The sequence below is a fragment of the Aquabacterium sp. genome (assembly GCF_004297345.1).
In the GTDB taxonomy this organism is placed as follows: domain Bacteria; phylum Pseudomonadota; class Gammaproteobacteria; order Burkholderiales; family Burkholderiaceae_C; genus Aquabacterium.
In genome coordinates, this window is record NZ_SCTN01000452.1 from 1 (window position 1) to 13,419 (window position 13,419).

The 13,419-nt window shown below is 58.0% G+C and carries 15 protein-coding genes; 11 read left to right on the plus strand and 4 right to left on the minus strand.

Translation table 11 applies throughout. The features are described from left to right. From ccoO to EPO09_RS17515, 6 genes are all read left to right on the plus strand, one after another. Nucleotides 1-607, plus strand: a 607-nt coding sequence (gene ccoO / locus EPO09_RS17490; protein WP_290644972.1) for a cytochrome-c oxidase, cbb3-type subunit II, incomplete at its 5' end; no start/stop codon positions are given. Between the two features lie 12 nt (nt 608-619). After that, the gene (locus EPO09_RS17495; RefSeq protein ID WP_290644976.1) at nt 620-757 is read left to right on the plus strand and encodes a cbb3-type cytochrome c oxidase subunit 3; all 138 of its coding nucleotides are present in this window, start codon (nt 620-622) and stop codon (nt 755-757) included. Nucleotides 758-771: 14 nt separating this feature from the next. Further along, nucleotides 772-1,707: a cytochrome-c oxidase, cbb3-type subunit III gene (gene ccoP / locus EPO09_RS17500; protein WP_290644979.1), complete on the plus strand. Its 936-nt coding sequence runs from the start codon at nt 772-774 to the stop codon at nt 1,705-1,707. A 137-nt stretch (nt 1,708-1,844) separates the two neighbouring features. Beyond that, entirely contained in the window at nt 1,845-3,326 is a 1,482-nt protein-coding gene (gene ccoG, locus EPO09_RS17505) for a cytochrome c oxidase accessory protein CcoG (RefSeq protein ID WP_290644981.1), read from the plus strand. Nucleotides 3,327-3,344: 18 nt separating this feature from the next. Beyond that, on the plus strand, nt 3,345-3,605 hold the full coding sequence (locus tag EPO09_RS17510) for a hypothetical protein (protein ID WP_290644983.1): 261 nt from the start codon (nt 3,345-3,347) through the stop codon (nt 3,603-3,605). Nucleotides 3,606-3,712: 107 nt separating this feature from the next. Further along, a complete protein-coding gene (locus EPO09_RS17515; protein ID WP_290644985.1) occupies nt 3,713-4,003 on the plus strand; it encodes a hypothetical protein in 291 nt (96 codons plus the stop codon). Between the two features lie 57 nt (nt 4,004-4,060). On the opposite strand, the gene fnr is transcribed toward EPO09_RS17515, so the two are convergent. Continuing rightward, nucleotides 4,061-4,777, minus strand: a complete 717-nt coding sequence (gene fnr / locus EPO09_RS17520; RefSeq protein ID WP_290644987.1) for a fumarate/nitrate reduction transcriptional regulator Fnr — start codon at nt 4,775-4,777, stop codon at nt 4,061-4,063. Nucleotides 4,778-4,973: 196 nt separating this feature from the next. On the opposite strand from fnr, the gene hemN reads away from it, so the two are divergent. The 3 genes from hemN (at nt 4,974) to icd (ending at nt 8,652) form a co-directional block, all read left to right on the plus strand. Next, nucleotides 4,974-6,398, plus strand: coding sequence for an oxygen-independent coproporphyrinogen III oxidase (gene hemN / locus EPO09_RS17525; RefSeq protein ID WP_290644989.1), 1,425 nt, complete (start codon nt 4,974-4,976; stop codon nt 6,396-6,398). 24 nt (nt 6,399-6,422) lie between these two features. Next, nucleotides 6,423-7,244 carry a sulfite exporter TauE/SafE family protein gene (locus tag EPO09_RS17530; protein ID WP_290644992.1) on the plus strand — a complete coding sequence of 274 codons (822 nt, stop codon included), beginning with the start codon at nt 6,423-6,425 and terminating at the stop codon, nt 7,242-7,244. A 154-nt stretch (nt 7,245-7,398) separates the two neighbouring features. Next, on the plus strand, nt 7,399-8,652 hold the full coding sequence (gene icd, locus EPO09_RS17535) for an NADP-dependent isocitrate dehydrogenase (protein ID WP_290644994.1): 1,254 nt from the start codon (nt 7,399-7,401) through the stop codon (nt 8,650-8,652). A 95-nt stretch (nt 8,653-8,747) separates the two neighbouring features. Here icd and EPO09_RS17540 read toward each other — a convergent pair whose 3' ends face one another. Further along, complete coding sequence (locus EPO09_RS17540) at nt 8,748-9,041, minus strand: cold-shock protein (protein WP_290644998.1); 294 nt, start codon at nt 9,039-9,041, stop codon at nt 8,748-8,750. A 287-nt stretch (nt 9,042-9,328) separates the two neighbouring features. Here EPO09_RS17540 and clpS point away from each other — a divergent pair, with 287 nt between their 5' ends. Further along, nucleotides 9,329-9,682, plus strand: a complete 354-nt coding sequence (gene clpS / locus EPO09_RS17545; protein WP_290645000.1) for an ATP-dependent Clp protease adapter ClpS — start codon at nt 9,329-9,331, stop codon at nt 9,680-9,682. Further along, nucleotides 9,679-11,997 carry an ATP-dependent Clp protease ATP-binding subunit ClpA gene (gene clpA, locus EPO09_RS17550; protein WP_290645002.1) on the plus strand — a complete coding sequence of 773 codons (2,319 nt, stop codon included), beginning with the start codon at nt 9,679-9,681 and terminating at the stop codon, nt 11,995-11,997. The genes clpS and clpA overlap by 4 nt, the downstream gene beginning before the upstream one ends. Nucleotides 11,998-12,073: 76 nt before the next feature. On the opposite strand, the gene EPO09_RS17555 is transcribed toward clpA, so the two are convergent. Then, nucleotides 12,074-12,850, minus strand: coding sequence for a UDP-2,3-diacylglucosamine diphosphatase (locus tag EPO09_RS17555; protein ID WP_290645004.1), 777 nt, complete (start codon nt 12,848-12,850; stop codon nt 12,074-12,076). A gap of 25 nt (nt 12,851-12,875) precedes the next feature. Continuing rightward, nucleotides 12,876-13,376 (minus strand): peptidylprolyl isomerase, encoded by a 501-nt coding sequence (locus EPO09_RS17560; protein ID WP_290645006.1) that lies wholly within the window; start codon nt 13,374-13,376, stop codon nt 12,876-12,878. Nucleotides 13,377-13,419: the final 43 nt, after the last annotated feature.

The following is a 13,419-nucleotide window of genomic DNA, read 5'->3' on the forward strand; positions in this document are numbered from 1 at the left end:
GAAGCTCTTCTCTCACGAGAAGATCGAGACCAGCAACACGCTGATGATCGTGCTGACGCTGTTCGTGGTGCTCTTCGGGGCACTGGTCGAAATCGTCCCGCTGTTTTTCCAGCACAGCACGACCGAGCCCGTTCCTGGTCTGAAGCCCTACACCTCGCTGCAACTAGCAGGTCGTGACATCTATCTGCGTGAAGGCTGCTACAACTGCCACTCGCAGATGATCCGTCCCTTCCGCGCCGAGACGCTGCGCTACGGGCACTACTCCATGGCTGGTGAGTTCGTGTACGACCACCCCTTCCAATGGGGCTCCAAGCGTACCGGTCCTGACCTCCAGCGCGTAGGCGGCAAGTACTCCGACGAATGGCACCGTGCTCACTTGCACAATCCTCGTGACGTGGTGCCTGAGTCGAACATGCCTGCCTACCCTTGGCTGGAACAGAACAAGGTTGATCCTGCCGGCATGGCGCCTCGTATGAAGGCCCTTCGCACGGTGGGTGTGCCTTACACCGAAGCAGACATCGCCGGCGCAGCTGACGAAGTCAAGGACAAGACCGAGCTTGAAGCCGTGATTGCCTACCTGCAGGTGCTGGGCACGTCTGTCAAATAAGGAGCGACGCACATGGACATCATTGTCGTGAGAAGCATTTTCACCGTTGTGTGTCTGTGCGTTTTCGTGGGCATTGTTGCTTGGGCTTTCAAGCGCGGCAACAAGGCCCAGTTCGAGGAGGCAGGTCGCCTGCCCCTCGCTGAAGATTGACTGGAGGCTCAGATATGAGCGACTTCATTAACAGTGGATGGTCGTGGTACGTCATCGCGATCGTGGTGTTTGGGCTTGTCTACTGCGCCATCGTTCTGATTGGTGCAGCCAAGCACAAGGTCATTTATGACGCGCAAGGCAATGTCGATAAAACGACTGGCCACGTGTGGGACAGCGACCTGCGTGAGTTGAACAACCCGCTGCCTCGCTGGTGGCTCTTCCTGTTCATCATCACGCTGGCCTTTGCCGGCGGCTACCTGGCGCTGTATCCTGGTCTGGGCGATCACAAGGGGTCCCTGGGCTGGAGCTCCAAGGGCCAGCTGGAAGCTGAAATGGCCAAGGCCAAGGTTGAGCAGGACAAGATCTTCGCTGCGTTCAAGAACGCTTCGGTGGAAGATTTGGCCCGCGATCCCAAGGCTCACGCCATCGGTGAACGCCTGTTCCTGAACAACTGCGCGGCTTGCCACGGCTCTGACGCCAAGGGCAACAAGGGCTTCCCCAACCTGACCGACAACGATTGGCTGCACGGTGGTTCGCCTGAGAAGATCATCGAGACCATCACCCATGGTCGCCGTGGTCAGATGCCTGTGATGGCGCCTGCTGTGGGGTCGCCTGAAGAAGTTCGTCAGGTCGCCAACTATGTGTTGAGCCTTTCTGGTGCCGGTCACAACTCGATCTCCGCTGAGCTGGGCAAGGCCAAGTTCAAGCAGGTCTGTGCGGCTTGTCACGGTGCGGATGGCAAGGGTAACCAAGCGATTGGCGCCCCCAACCTGACGGACAAGATCTGGCTGCACGGGTTCGGTGAAGAAGCCATCATGAACATGGTCAACAAGGGCAAGCTCAACATCATGCCTGCACAGGAAACACGCCTGTCTGAAGACCAGATCAAGCTGGTTGCATCGTATGTGTGGAGCCTGTCGCATACAACACAGACGGCTGCTGCTCAATAAGGGCAGATTGATCGTGCAAAAGAGCCTGGCAAAAGCTTGATATCTGTCAAGCGGGGCTCTAAAGTCAAGCGGTGGATCACTGATTTTGATACCCTACAGGGTATTCATCAGTTCCACCGCTTTTTTGTTTTTGCGCCATGACTGACTCCAGCACTAGCACCCCAGACCCCAAGCGTGTCATCCCCATCCAGCCTGATCCAGCTGCAGCGCAAGCGCGCCGGGAAGAGGTGGTCTCTCTCTACAAAAAGAGTGAGAAGATCTATGCCCGAGAGGTGGAGGGGTGGTTTGCCAATTGGCGCTATGTGCTGGTCTGGGTCACGCAGATTGCCTTCTACGGCACACCCTGGTTGATGTGGAACGATCGGCAAGCTGTCCTTTTCGATCTGAGCGTTCGCCGCTTCTACATGTTCAATCTGGTCCTGTACCCGCAGGACTTCATCTATCTCACGGCGCTGCTGGTCATTTCGGCATACGGCTTGTTCCTGTTCACCACGGTGGCAGGGCGTCTGTGGTGCGGGTACGCCTGCCCTCAAACGGTCTACACAGAGATGTTCATGTGGATCGAGAACAAGATCGAGGGCAACCGCGCCAAGCGCATGAAGATGGACAAGGCCCCCTGGACAGCAGAAAAGTTGGGGCGCAAGGTTGCCAAGCACGGCGCGTGGATCACGCTGGCTCTGTGGACGGGCTATACCTTCGTGGGGTATTTCACGCCGATTCGTGTGCTGGCTGCTGAGGTAGCCTCCTTCGGAATGGGGCCCTGGGAAGTGTTCTGGGTTTGCTTCTATGGTTTCGCAACGTACGGCAATGCTGGGTTCATGCGTGAGCAGGTGTGCAAGTACATGTGCCCCTATGCGCGCTTCCAGAGCGCGATGTTCGATCGCGATACTTTGATCATCAGCTACGACACCAAGCGTGGTGAGCCTCGTGGCTCGCGTTCACGCAAGGCCGATGCACAGGCCAAGGGGCAGGGCGACTGTATTGATTGCACCTTGTGCGTCCAGGTTTGCCCAACCGGCATCGACATTCGCAAGGGCTTGCAATACGAATGCATTGGCTGCGCTGCCTGCGTGGATGTGTGCGATTCCGTGATGGACAAGATGGGGGCGCCACGCGGCCTGATCCGCTATGCCACGCTCAACTCGATGGACAACGGTTGGGGGCGCAAGGAAATGTGGGCTCGGGTAACCCGGCCCCGGGTATTGATTTACACATCCATCCTGATGATCGTGGTGGGCGTTTTCCTCACCAGCCTGTACTCTCGGCCACCATTCCGTGTTGACGTGGTGCGTGATCGCGGATCCCTCGCGCGTATCGTGGACGATGGCTTCGTCGAAAACGTCTACCGCATTCAGTTGATGAACGCCAGCGAGTCCGTTCAGAAGTATCGGGTCGGCGTCGAGCAATTGAGTCAGTCGATTGTCAAGGGCGGAGACGACATCGTTCTGGGGCCAGCGGAGGCGCGCTGGGTCCCGATTTCCGTGAAAATCCCGCCTGAGGTCGCCGCTCGCATGGGTTCGGGCGCCTTCCCGATGACTGTGGTTGTCGATCAGCTCCGCCAAGGGGAGCAGCCTCAGTTCGACGTTCGAGAAAAATCTACATTCATGGTTCCTCGCTGAAGGACCGCAGGAGTATTCATGTCGCAAGCAGATCAAGCTGTATCACCGAACACGGCCGAGCAGTCCAAGCCCTGGTGGCGTTATCCGATCGTCTGGATGGTGATCGGCGGGCCAGCAGCCGTGGTGGTCGCTTCATTTTTTACAGCCTCGTTGGCTATCAGGCACGTGGATCCGGTGCTGGATACCTCGGTTGGCCAAGTGAAGGCACCCTCTGAGGCGCCTGCCATTCAGGCGCGCAATCATTCCGCAGAGCAGGCGCGTGAACCCGCAGAGCGGTAATTTCCCTAGGTCTGCCCCCCCCCGCATTTAGGGGTTAGTCCCGAATCCTTTGTTGATCTGACGTAGGAACATGTGTCTTGTGTCCCAGTTCAATGAAGGAGAACCGAATGACACAACGCGTTTTACACGCTGCTCAGATCTTGTGGCCGGCCTTTTTGGTCGCGGGTGTTCTTGAGATGGTGGTGTTCTCCTGGGTTGATCCGACCCAGTTGAGAGTTGGCCTGTGGCAACCAGATGCTCAGACGACTTACAGTCTCGCCTTTTTCGTGTTCTGGGGTTTGGTGACACTGTCATCTCTCCTGAGTCACTGGATGATGAAGGCTTCTGGCTCAGTTGCCGATCAGCGCAGGGCCCGTCGCCACGCACGACGCGAGCAAGTGCAACAAACCCATGCATGAATGAAAAAGGCCCGTCTTGACGGGCCTTTGTTCTATTCGCGGATACCTGGTGAGCAATCAGCAGCGCACGCTGTTGACGAGGGCTTTCAGTCCAGCTTCGTCCATGATCCGGATGTCGCGCTGCTTCACTTCCAGCAGGCCTTCTTCCTGGAACTTGGAGAAGGTGCGGCTGACCGTTTCCAGCTTCAGACCAAGATAGCTGCCGATTTCCTCACGGGTCATGCGCAGTACCAAGGCGGAGGCGGAGAAACCTCGAGCGTGCAAACGTTGGGTCAGGTTGAGCAGGAAGGCGGCGAGACGTTCCTCTGCGCGCATGCTGCCCAACAACAACATCACGCCGTGATCGCGCACGATCTCGCGACTCATGATCTTGTGGAACTGGTGTTGCAAATCCGAAAACTCGCGAGACAAGTCTTCCAGCTGCGAGTAGGGGATCACGCAAACTTGCGAGTCTTCCAGTGCGATAGCGTCACAGGCGTGACGGTCCGTGCTAATGCCGTCAAGTCCGAGCAATTCGCCCGCCATCTGGAAGCCGGTGACCTGATCCCGGCCATCTTCGGATGACACGCGGGTCTTGAAAAAACCGGTGCGCACAGCGTATACAGAGCGGAAAGGGTCGCCTGTGTGAAAGAGTGCGTCTCCGCGCTTCACAGTCTTGCGTGTGGCAACCAGGGAATCCAGGTGAGACAACTGAGGCGCAGATAGCCCCACAGGCAGGCACAACTCACGCAGGTTGCAGCTAGAACAGGCGACTTTGAATGTGTCGTATTTCATGGAACAGGCAGACGTACCGCATTGGTCGCTGTGAGTATGAGAACGAGCGGTCGAGTCAGCGGCAGAAACGTCTGTGATCGGAAAAGTACTGTTCAGCATGAGGAACCTCAATGGTTGCCCGATTGTTGCTGCTTCCCCGATGTAGACCTTGAGCCAGATCAACCCAGTAAGGCGACAGTTTGGCACAGTCCCTCGCATGAGTGAATCGGTTCTCCTATCAAATCACGCCGCTCCCGTCATTTCCGGGGAGATCCTGACGCGCCTGGACGTTGCCGGGCCTCGCTACACGTCTTATCCGACCGCTGATCGATTCGTCGAAGCTTATGGGCCTGCTCAGTACCTGCAAGCCTTGCAACAGCGGGTCGAGGGCGGCGGCGCCGTTGGCGGGGCAGCCACGCCGCTGTCGATTTATGTCCACATTCCGTTTTGCGAATCGGTTTGTTATTACTGCGCCTGCAACAAGGTCATTACCAAGCACCATGAGCGTTCGGCGGAGTACCTGGAAGCCTTGCGCACGGAAATCGACTTGACCGTCGAGCAGTTGGGCCGAGGTCAGGCGGTGTCGCAGCTGCATTTTGGTGGCGGTAGCCCCACGTTCTTGACGGACGACGAACTGGAAGGCTTGCTCACCACCTTGCAGTCCGCGTTCAGGTTTGTGCCAGGCGGTGAGTATTCGATTGAAATCGACCCTCGTACGATTGACGCCGGCCGCCTCAAGCGCCTGGCTGCCATGGGGTTCAACCGCTTGAGCTTTGGTGTGCAGGACTTTGATCCGCATGTGCAGCAGGCCGTACACCGGGTTCAGCCATTTGAACAAGTGGCCGAGTTGATGCAGGCTGCGCGCGCCGAAGGCTTCGAGTCCATCAACATGGACTTGATTTATGGCTTGCCCAAACAGTCCCTGGAGAGCTTTCAGCGAACCTTGAGTCAGGTTTCCAGCCTCAAGCCAGACCGTGTCGCACTTTACGCTTACGCGCATTTGCCGCAGCGTTTCAAACCGCAGCGCCGCATTGATGCATCGGCCCTGCCCAAGGCCGAGGACAAGATCGGCATGTTGTCGATGGCCATCAACCATTTTGGTGCGACAGGCTACGACTACATCGGAATGGATCATTTCGCGTTGCACCACGACAGCCTGGCTGTGGCGCGCAGACAAGGGCGCCTGCATCGGAACTTCCAGGGCTACAGCACCCATCCCGATAGCGATTTGATCGGCCTGGGCGTGTCCGCCATTGGTCGCGTGGGCGCGCACTACAGCCAGAACGCGAAGACGCTGGACGACTATTACGACTCCCTGCGTCGTCGTGAGTTCCCGATTGTTCGCGGCTTGATGTTGTCACGTGATGATCTGGTTCGCCGCGCGGTCATCATGGCCGTCATGTGCCAGGGGCGTGTGGACATCGAGTCCATCGAGCTCGCTTACCTGATCGATTTCAGGCAATACTTCGCCACTGAACTGCGCCAGTTGGAGCCGCTCGTGGAGTCGGGGTTGGTGCAACTGGAGTCTGATGGAGTTCGGGTCACAGCGCTGGGCTGGTACTTTGTGCGGGCCATTGCCATGGTCTTCGACCGGCACCTGCAGGCTGACAAGAAGGTCGAGCGCTTCTCGCGCATCATCTGACCTATCGACGCGAAGGAGCTGGGCATGCTGTCCAGCTTGATGCTGACTGCTTTCCTGATGGGCCTTGGCGGCGTGCCACATTGCGCCGCCATGTGTGGCGCTGCCTGCGCAGCCTTTCTGCCTCGAGGTGTGCCCCTTGTCAGCTTGCTCGGGCGTTGCCTGGGCTATGCATTGCTTGGCGCTGTGGCTGCAGCCAGTTTCGGCGCGGCTGCCCAGTGGGGGCGACATTTCGCCTTTTTGCAGCCTCTGTGGATGCTGGCTCAGGCGCTGGTCTTGGTGTTGGGCTTGCTGTTGCTGGTGACCGGAGGTATGCCTCGCTGGCTTGATGGTGTCGGGCAGCAGGTGTATCGCGCGTTGCGTGCCCGACTTTCCAGCAACGCCTTGTTTGCCGAAGGGGGTGCCCTGCGTCTGGTGTGGCCCTTTGTTGCCGGCATGGCTTGGGCCTTGTTGCCCTGCGGTTTGCTCTATGCCGCGGTCATGGTGGCGGCGCTGGCGCCTGATCCAATGGGCGGCGCGTTGGTCATGTTCTCTTTTGCATTGCCTGGTGCGTTTGGTGTGTGGGCTGCACCCGCTGTGTTGCGGTGGGTAGACTCTTGGCGGCGTCAGGCGTCGGTCGACGCTGCTACCGCCGCTTCCGTGCAAGGTGCGTTGGCGCCAGTGATCTGGCTCCGGTCGGAAGGGGTAAATGGTGTGGCCGGTGAGTCGCGAGCGAATGTGCCCACATCCTCCTCCTCTCTGATTGACCCGCGGTGGGCCGTTCGCTTGTCCGGGGCCATGTTGGTTGGGATGTCGGCATGGGCGCTCTACCACCAGGTCATGGATCAATGGAAGGCCTGGTGCGCCTGATATGTCCGCCGATGCGAGGCTAAATGGCAACCTATACCGGTAATCCCCTGGTCTTATTGCGTGTTGAATGAACCCGCTCGCGTAGAATTGTTTTCACGCTGCCGATATCCATGGCAACGTTTTTTACGGAAACGCCAAACGCGGAGACCAAAACATGTATCAGCACATCAAAGTGCCCGAGGGCGGGCAGAAGATTACGGTGAACCCGGACTTTTCGCTCAACGTCCCCAACAACCCCATCATTCCCTATATCGAAGGTGACGGCACCGGTTTTGATATCACCCCCGTGATGATCAAGGTGGTCGACGCCGCCGTTGCCAAGTCCTATGGCGGCCAGCGCCAGATTCACTGGATGGAGATCTACGCTGGTGAAAAATCCACCCGCGTTTATGGTCCCGACGTGTGGCTGCCTGAAGAAACGCTGGGTGTCTTGAAGGACTACGTCGTGTCCATCAAAGGCCCGCTGACCACGCCCGTTGGTGGCGGTATCCGCTCCCTGAACGTGGCATTGCGTCAGGAACTCGACTTGTACGTCTGCCTGCGCCCGGTGGTGTATTTCAAGGGCGTCCCTTCCCCTGTGAAGGAGCCTGAAAAGATCGACATGGTGATCTTCCGCGAGAACTCGGAAGACATCTACGCGGGTATCGAATTTGAAGCGCAAAGCGACAAGGCCAAGAAGCTGATCGCTTTCCTTCAAACCGAATTTGGCGTCAAGAAAATCCGCTTCCCTGAAACCTCCGGCATCGGCATCAAGCCTGTGTCGAAAGAGGGTACCGAGCGTCTGGTGCGCAAGGCACTGCAATACGCCATCGACAATGACAAGCCCAGCGTGACCATCGTGCACAAAGGCAACATCATGAAGTACACCGAAGGTGGCTTCCGTGACTGGGGCTATGCACTGGCCCAAAGCGAGTTTGGCGCCGAGTTGATGGACGGCGGCCCATGGTGCAAGTTCAAGAACCCGAAGACGGGCAAGGACATCATCGTGAAGGACGCGATTGCGGACGCCTTCTTGCAGCAGATTCTGCTGCGTCCCGCAGAGTACAGCGTGATCGCCACGTTGAACCTCAACGGCGACTACATCTCCGACGCGCTGGCTGCGCAGGTGGGTGGCATTGGCATTGCGCCTGGCGCCAACTTGTCTGACTCTGTGGCGATGTTCGAAGCCACTCACGGTACCGCGCCAAAGTACGCTGGCAAGGATTACGTGAATCCAGGTTCAGAAATCCTGTCGGCTGAAATGATGCTGCGCCACATGGGCTGGTTTGAGGCTGCAGACCTGATCATCAGCGCCATGAACAAGGCCATTCAGTGCAAGAAGGTCACTTATGACTTTGCGCGCTTGATGGAAGGCGCCACCCAAGTGTCGTGCTCGGGCTTTGGTCAGGTGCTGATTGACAACATGTGATCGCTTGGCCTGAGTCAAGCAATAAAAAGCCCGCTCAGTGAGCGGGCTTTTTTGTGTGGAGCTTGCTCGTTGAGCAAGCTGCTGTTTGTGTCAGATCAGTGCGGCAGGCTGTGACCTGAGCTGCCATGCTCCCGGAAGTGCATGTCGCTCAGCGCATCTGGCGTGGCCTCAGTGCCTGCCTGCCCATCCACTTGCTGGATATTTTGTGCAAGCATGCCCTTGGGGCCAGCTACCAACTCATACTGAACTTTCGAGCCCTGTTTGAGCGTTCGGAACCCGTCCATCTGAATGGCCGAGAAATGAGCGAATACATCGCCCCCGCCTTGATCAGGTTCGATGAAGCCAAACCCTTTGGCATCGTTGAACCATTTGACAGTGCCTGTGGCCATACTGCCCCTCCTACGTTAATTTGTTGTCATTTTCCGAGCGCTAGATGGACCTGTCAAGTGCTGCGCTGCACCAAAATGATTGCCAGATGTGCACAATGTTTCCGTATTGTGGAAAAACGAGCGTCGTTCAACGAGATTGGCGCATGTGGGTGAGCGGATGTGTCGCTTGTCGCTGGGTGGTCTGAAAAAAAGTCTTGTGTCTGCCGTGAATTTCCTACCCTTGAACCAAGCTTGGTTACCCCAAGATGACAAGACATGATCGCGGGCCGTCTCTTAGAATCTTTTTCATGACAAATCCGTTTTCAACCCGGTCGTCCGCGGCACCTCCTGGCCCAGTCGAGGACGGTCAGGGTGCAGCCGTTGCCGAAAAAGAAGCACTTGCGCTGGAGCCGCCCAAGCTCTACCAAGTCGTCATGCTCAATGACGATTTCACGCCGATGGAGTTTGTTGTTCTGGTATTGCAGGAGCAATTCCGGCACGATATAGAAACGGCAACGCAGATCATGCTAAAAATCCACCACGAAGGTCGTGGTGTGTGCGGCGTCTATACCAAAGACGTCGCGGCCACGAAGGTCGAACTTGTTCTTGCCGCCGCCCGTCAAGCCGGGCACCCCCTGCAGTGCATTCTGGAGACCGCATGATTGCGCAAGAGTTGGAAGTGAGTCTGCACATGGCCTTCGTCGAGGCCAGACAGCAACGCCATGAGTTCATCACCGTGGAGCATTTGCTGCTGGCCCTGACAGACAACCCCTCTGCTTCCGAGGTGTTGAAGGCCTGCGCCGCCAATCTGGATGAGCTGCGCAAGAACCTGGACCAATTCGTGAGGGATAACACCCCAACGGTTGGTGGCACGGACGAGGTGGATACGCAACCCACACTGGGCTTTCAGCGTGTGATCCAGCGCGCGATCATGCATGTCCAGTCTTCTGGTAGCGGCAAGAAGGAGGTTACTGGCGCCAATGTGCTGGTGGCAATCTTCGGCGAAAAGGATTCGCATGCGGTGTATTACCTGCATCAGCAGGGCGTGACTCGCCTGGATGTGGTGAACTTCATTGCCCACGGCATCCGCAAGGCTGATCCTCCCGAGGCAGCCAAGTCATCTTCCGAGCCTGGGCAACCTGAGGCTGAGAAGGAAGAGGTGGAAGGCAAGGCCTCACCGCTGGAGCAATACACCCAGAATCTCAATCAGATGGCACGTGACGGCAAGATCGATCCCTTGATCGGTCGTGACTCGGAGGTCGAGCGGGTTATTCAGGTGTTGTGCCGTCGCCGCAAGAACAATCCCTTGCTGGTTGGCGAGGCCGGCGTGGGCAAGACCGCGATTGCGGAAGGGCTGGCGTGGCGCATCACTCAAAAAGATGTGCCTGACGTGCTCGGGGATGCTGAGGTTTACGCGCTGGACATGGGCGCCTTGCTGGCAGGTACGAAGTACCGCGGTGACTTTGAGCAGCGCCTCAAGGCCGTCATCAAGCAGTTGAAGGATCAGCCTGGCTCGGTGCTGTTCATTGACGAGATCCACACCTTGATTGGTGCGGGCGCTGCATCCGGCGGTACGCTGGATGCCAGCAACTTGCTCAAGCCGGCGCTGAGTTCCGGCCAGCTCAAGTGCATTGGCGCGACGACGTTCACCGAGTACCGTGGCATTTTTGAGAAAGACGCCGCTTTGTCTCGACGCTTCCAGAAGGTGGAAGTGGCGGAGCCTTCGGTTGAGCAGACCATTGAAATCCTCAAGGGTCTGAAGTCGCGCTTCGAAGAGCACCATAGCGTGAAGTACGCATTGGGTGCGCTGCAGGCTGCGGCCGAGTTGTCGGCCAAGTTCATCAATGACCGTCATCTGCCGGACAAGGCGATTGACGTGATCGATGAGGCTGGTGCTGCGCAACGCATTCTGCCCAAGAGCAAGCAGAAGAAGACCATCACGCGTGCTGAGGTGGAAGACATCGTGGCCAAGATTGCCCGCGTGCCTTCGACTTCGGTTTCCAGTGATGATCGCTCCAAGCTCAAGAACCTGGATCGCGATCTCAAGAGCGTGGTGTTCGGTCAGGATGCGGCCATCGATGCGTTGGCTTCGGCCATCAAGATGGCTCGCTCTGGCCTGGGCAAGCCCGACAAGCCGATTGGTTCCTTCCTGTTCTCCGGCCCCACGGGCGTGGGTAAGACGGAAGTGGCCAAGCAATTGGCTTACATCCTGGGGATCGAGCTGATTCGCTTTGACATGTCTGAGTACATGGAGCGCCATGCGGTGAGCCGTTTGATCGGCGCGCCTCCGGGCTATGTGGGCTTCGATCAAGGAGGCTTGCTGACGGAGGCCATCTCCAAGAAGCCGCACGCCGTGCTGCTGCTCGATGAAATCGAAAAGGCACACCCGGATGTTTTCAACATCCTGCTGCAGGTCATGGATCACGGTACCTTGACGGATAACAACGGCCGCAAGGCCGACTTCCGCAACGTGATGATCATCATGACCACCAATGCGGGTGCGGAAACCTTGCAGAAGGCGTCCATCGGGTTCACGAACCCGCGCGAGCTGGGTGACGAAATGGCGGACATCAAGCGTCAGTTCACGCCTGAGTTCCGTAATCGTCTGGATGCGATCGTGGGCTTCAAGGCGCTGGATGAGGACGTCATCCTGCGCGTGGTCGACAAGTTCCTGCTGCAGCTGGAAGGCCAGTTGGGCGAGAAGAAGGTCGAGGTCACGTTCACGGATGCGCTGCGTCGTTACCTGGCCAAGCGCGGGTTTGATCCGCTCATGGGTGCTCGTCCGATGCAGCGCCTGATCCAGGACACGATCCGTCGTGCTCTGGCGGACGAGTTGCTGTTCGGCAGCCTGGTGGATGGCGGTCGCTTGACGGTGGATGTGATCGACAACGACAAGGGCGAGCCCGAAGTCAAGCTTGACATTCAGCCTAACAAGAAGAGCGACAAGACCAAGCCCGAGGCCGCGACAGCCGAGTAAGTTGCGCAGCCCGCCTTACTCAGGCGGTTGAATAGAAAAGGCCGACTGCATGTCGGCCTTTTTTCTGTGCGGCGTATCAGGCGTGTAGCGGTATGCGCTCGAAACCCTGTGCTGTCAGGCGCAGGACTTCCGCCCTGGGGTGACCGTGGTCCAGATCCCAGTCGCTGAGGACGTGGCGCATGCCGCCTTGGGTGCCGAAGGCTTCGTCAGCAGGTCGGTGCGTGTGGCCGTGGATCAGGGTGGTGGAACCGGATGAGCGCATCCATTGAGCGGCCGCAGATTCGTCCACATCGGCCCAGGTTTCTGGTGCTTGCCTTTGCTGTTTCGCCTGACTGGCTTCTCGCATCTGGCGGGCTTGAGTCAGTCTGGCTTCCAGTGGGTGCGACAGGAAGGCCGATTGCCAGGCCGGATTGCGGACTTGCTGCCGAAAGCGAAGGTAGTCAGCATCAGCCAGGCAGAGCTCGTCGCCGTGGATCAGCAGGATGTTCTGACCGAAGGCGTGCAGCACGGTGGGGTCGGCCAGTCTGTGTGCATGGCATGCGGCGAGCATGTCCTGGCTCAACAGGAAGTCGCGGTTGCCTGCCATCATGCCCAGATGCATGCGCTGGCCAGCATCAGCCAGAAAGCGAACGCAACTGGCCTCGTAGGCCTGGGTTCGCATGTCATCGCCAACCCAGGCTTCAAAGATGTCGCCCAGCATCAGGACGGCATCAGCGGGGGTGCTGGCGAGGTAATCGGCCAGAGCCTGCGTGGTGCGCGGCAGCTCTTCGTGCAGGTGCAGGTCGGATATGAAATCAATACACCGCCACGAGGGCGGTGCATTCAGCGTTTCCGGCTCTGGGAAGGGGGGCAAGAGCCCCCTTGCATCAGGCATGTCTTCAGATCACGACAGCCTTGTTGATGACGACGTCTTCGAGGGGTACGTCGTCATGGAAGCCCTTGCGGCCGGTCTTGACCTTTTCGATTTGGTCTACGACTTCCGTGCCTGCGGAGACTTTGCCAAACACGGCGTAACCCCAACCTTGAGCAGATTCCGACTTGAAGTTCAGGAAGTCGTTGTTGGTGCCGTTGATGAAGAACTGAGCGCTGGCCGAGTGAGGGGCGCTCGTACGGGCCATGGCAATGGTGTACTTGTCGTTCTTCAGGCCGTTGTTGGCCTCATTGGTAATGGGCTCTTTGGTGGGCTTTTGCTTGAGGCCAGGCTCGAAGCCGCCGCCTTGAATCATGAAGCCCTTGATGACGCGGTGAAACACGGTGCCGTCATAGTGGCCGGCGTTCACGTAGTCCACGAAGTTGGCCACGGAGACCGGTGCCTTTTCTTCGTCGAGTTCCAGGCGGATCACGCCGGCAGTGGTGTGCAGTTCAACGGTCTTGGTCATGGCTTACTTTTCAATGGTCACGGATTTGATGATCACGGGTTGC

What these genes read in the sequence shown, in the direction of transcription:
- EPO09_RS17560 (WP_290645006.1), bottom strand. Translation starts at nt 13,376, where the DNA reads ATGACCAAGACCGTTGAACTGCACACCACTGCCGGCGTGATCCGCCTG.
- EPO09_RS17510 (WP_290644983.1), top strand. Translation starts at nt 3,345, where the DNA reads ATGTCGCAAGCAGATCAAGCTGTATCACCGAACACGGCCGAGCAGTCC.
- fnr (WP_290644987.1), bottom strand. Translation starts at nt 4,777, where the DNA reads ATGAAATACGACACATTCAAAGTCGCCTGTTCTAGCTGCAACCTGCGT.
- hemN (WP_290644989.1), top strand. Translation starts at nt 4,974, where the DNA reads ATGAGTGAATCGGTTCTCCTATCAAATCACGCCGCTCCCGTCATTTCC.
- EPO09_RS17515 (WP_290644985.1), top strand. Translation starts at nt 3,713, where the DNA reads ATGACACAACGCGTTTTACACGCTGCTCAGATCTTGTGGCCGGCCTTT.
- EPO09_RS17530 (WP_290644992.1), top strand. Translation starts at nt 6,423, where the DNA reads ATGCTGTCCAGCTTGATGCTGACTGCTTTCCTGATGGGCCTTGGCGGC.
- clpA (WP_290645002.1), top strand. Translation starts at nt 9,679, where the DNA reads ATGATTGCGCAAGAGTTGGAAGTGAGTCTGCACATGGCCTTCGTCGAG.
- EPO09_RS17540 (WP_290644998.1), bottom strand. Translation starts at nt 9,041, where the DNA reads ATGGCCACAGGCACTGTCAAATGGTTCAACGATGCCAAAGGGTTTGGC.
- ccoP (WP_290644979.1), top strand. Translation starts at nt 772, where the DNA reads ATGAGCGACTTCATTAACAGTGGATGGTCGTGGTACGTCATCGCGATC.
- EPO09_RS17495 (WP_290644976.1), top strand. Translation starts at nt 620, where the DNA reads ATGGACATCATTGTCGTGAGAAGCATTTTCACCGTTGTGTGTCTGTGC.
- clpS (WP_290645000.1), top strand. Translation starts at nt 9,329, where the DNA reads ATGACAAATCCGTTTTCAACCCGGTCGTCCGCGGCACCTCCTGGCCCA.
- icd (WP_290644994.1), top strand. Translation starts at nt 7,399, where the DNA reads ATGTATCAGCACATCAAAGTGCCCGAGGGCGGGCAGAAGATTACGGTG.
- ccoG (WP_290644981.1), top strand. Translation starts at nt 1,845, where the DNA reads ATGACTGACTCCAGCACTAGCACCCCAGACCCCAAGCGTGTCATCCCC.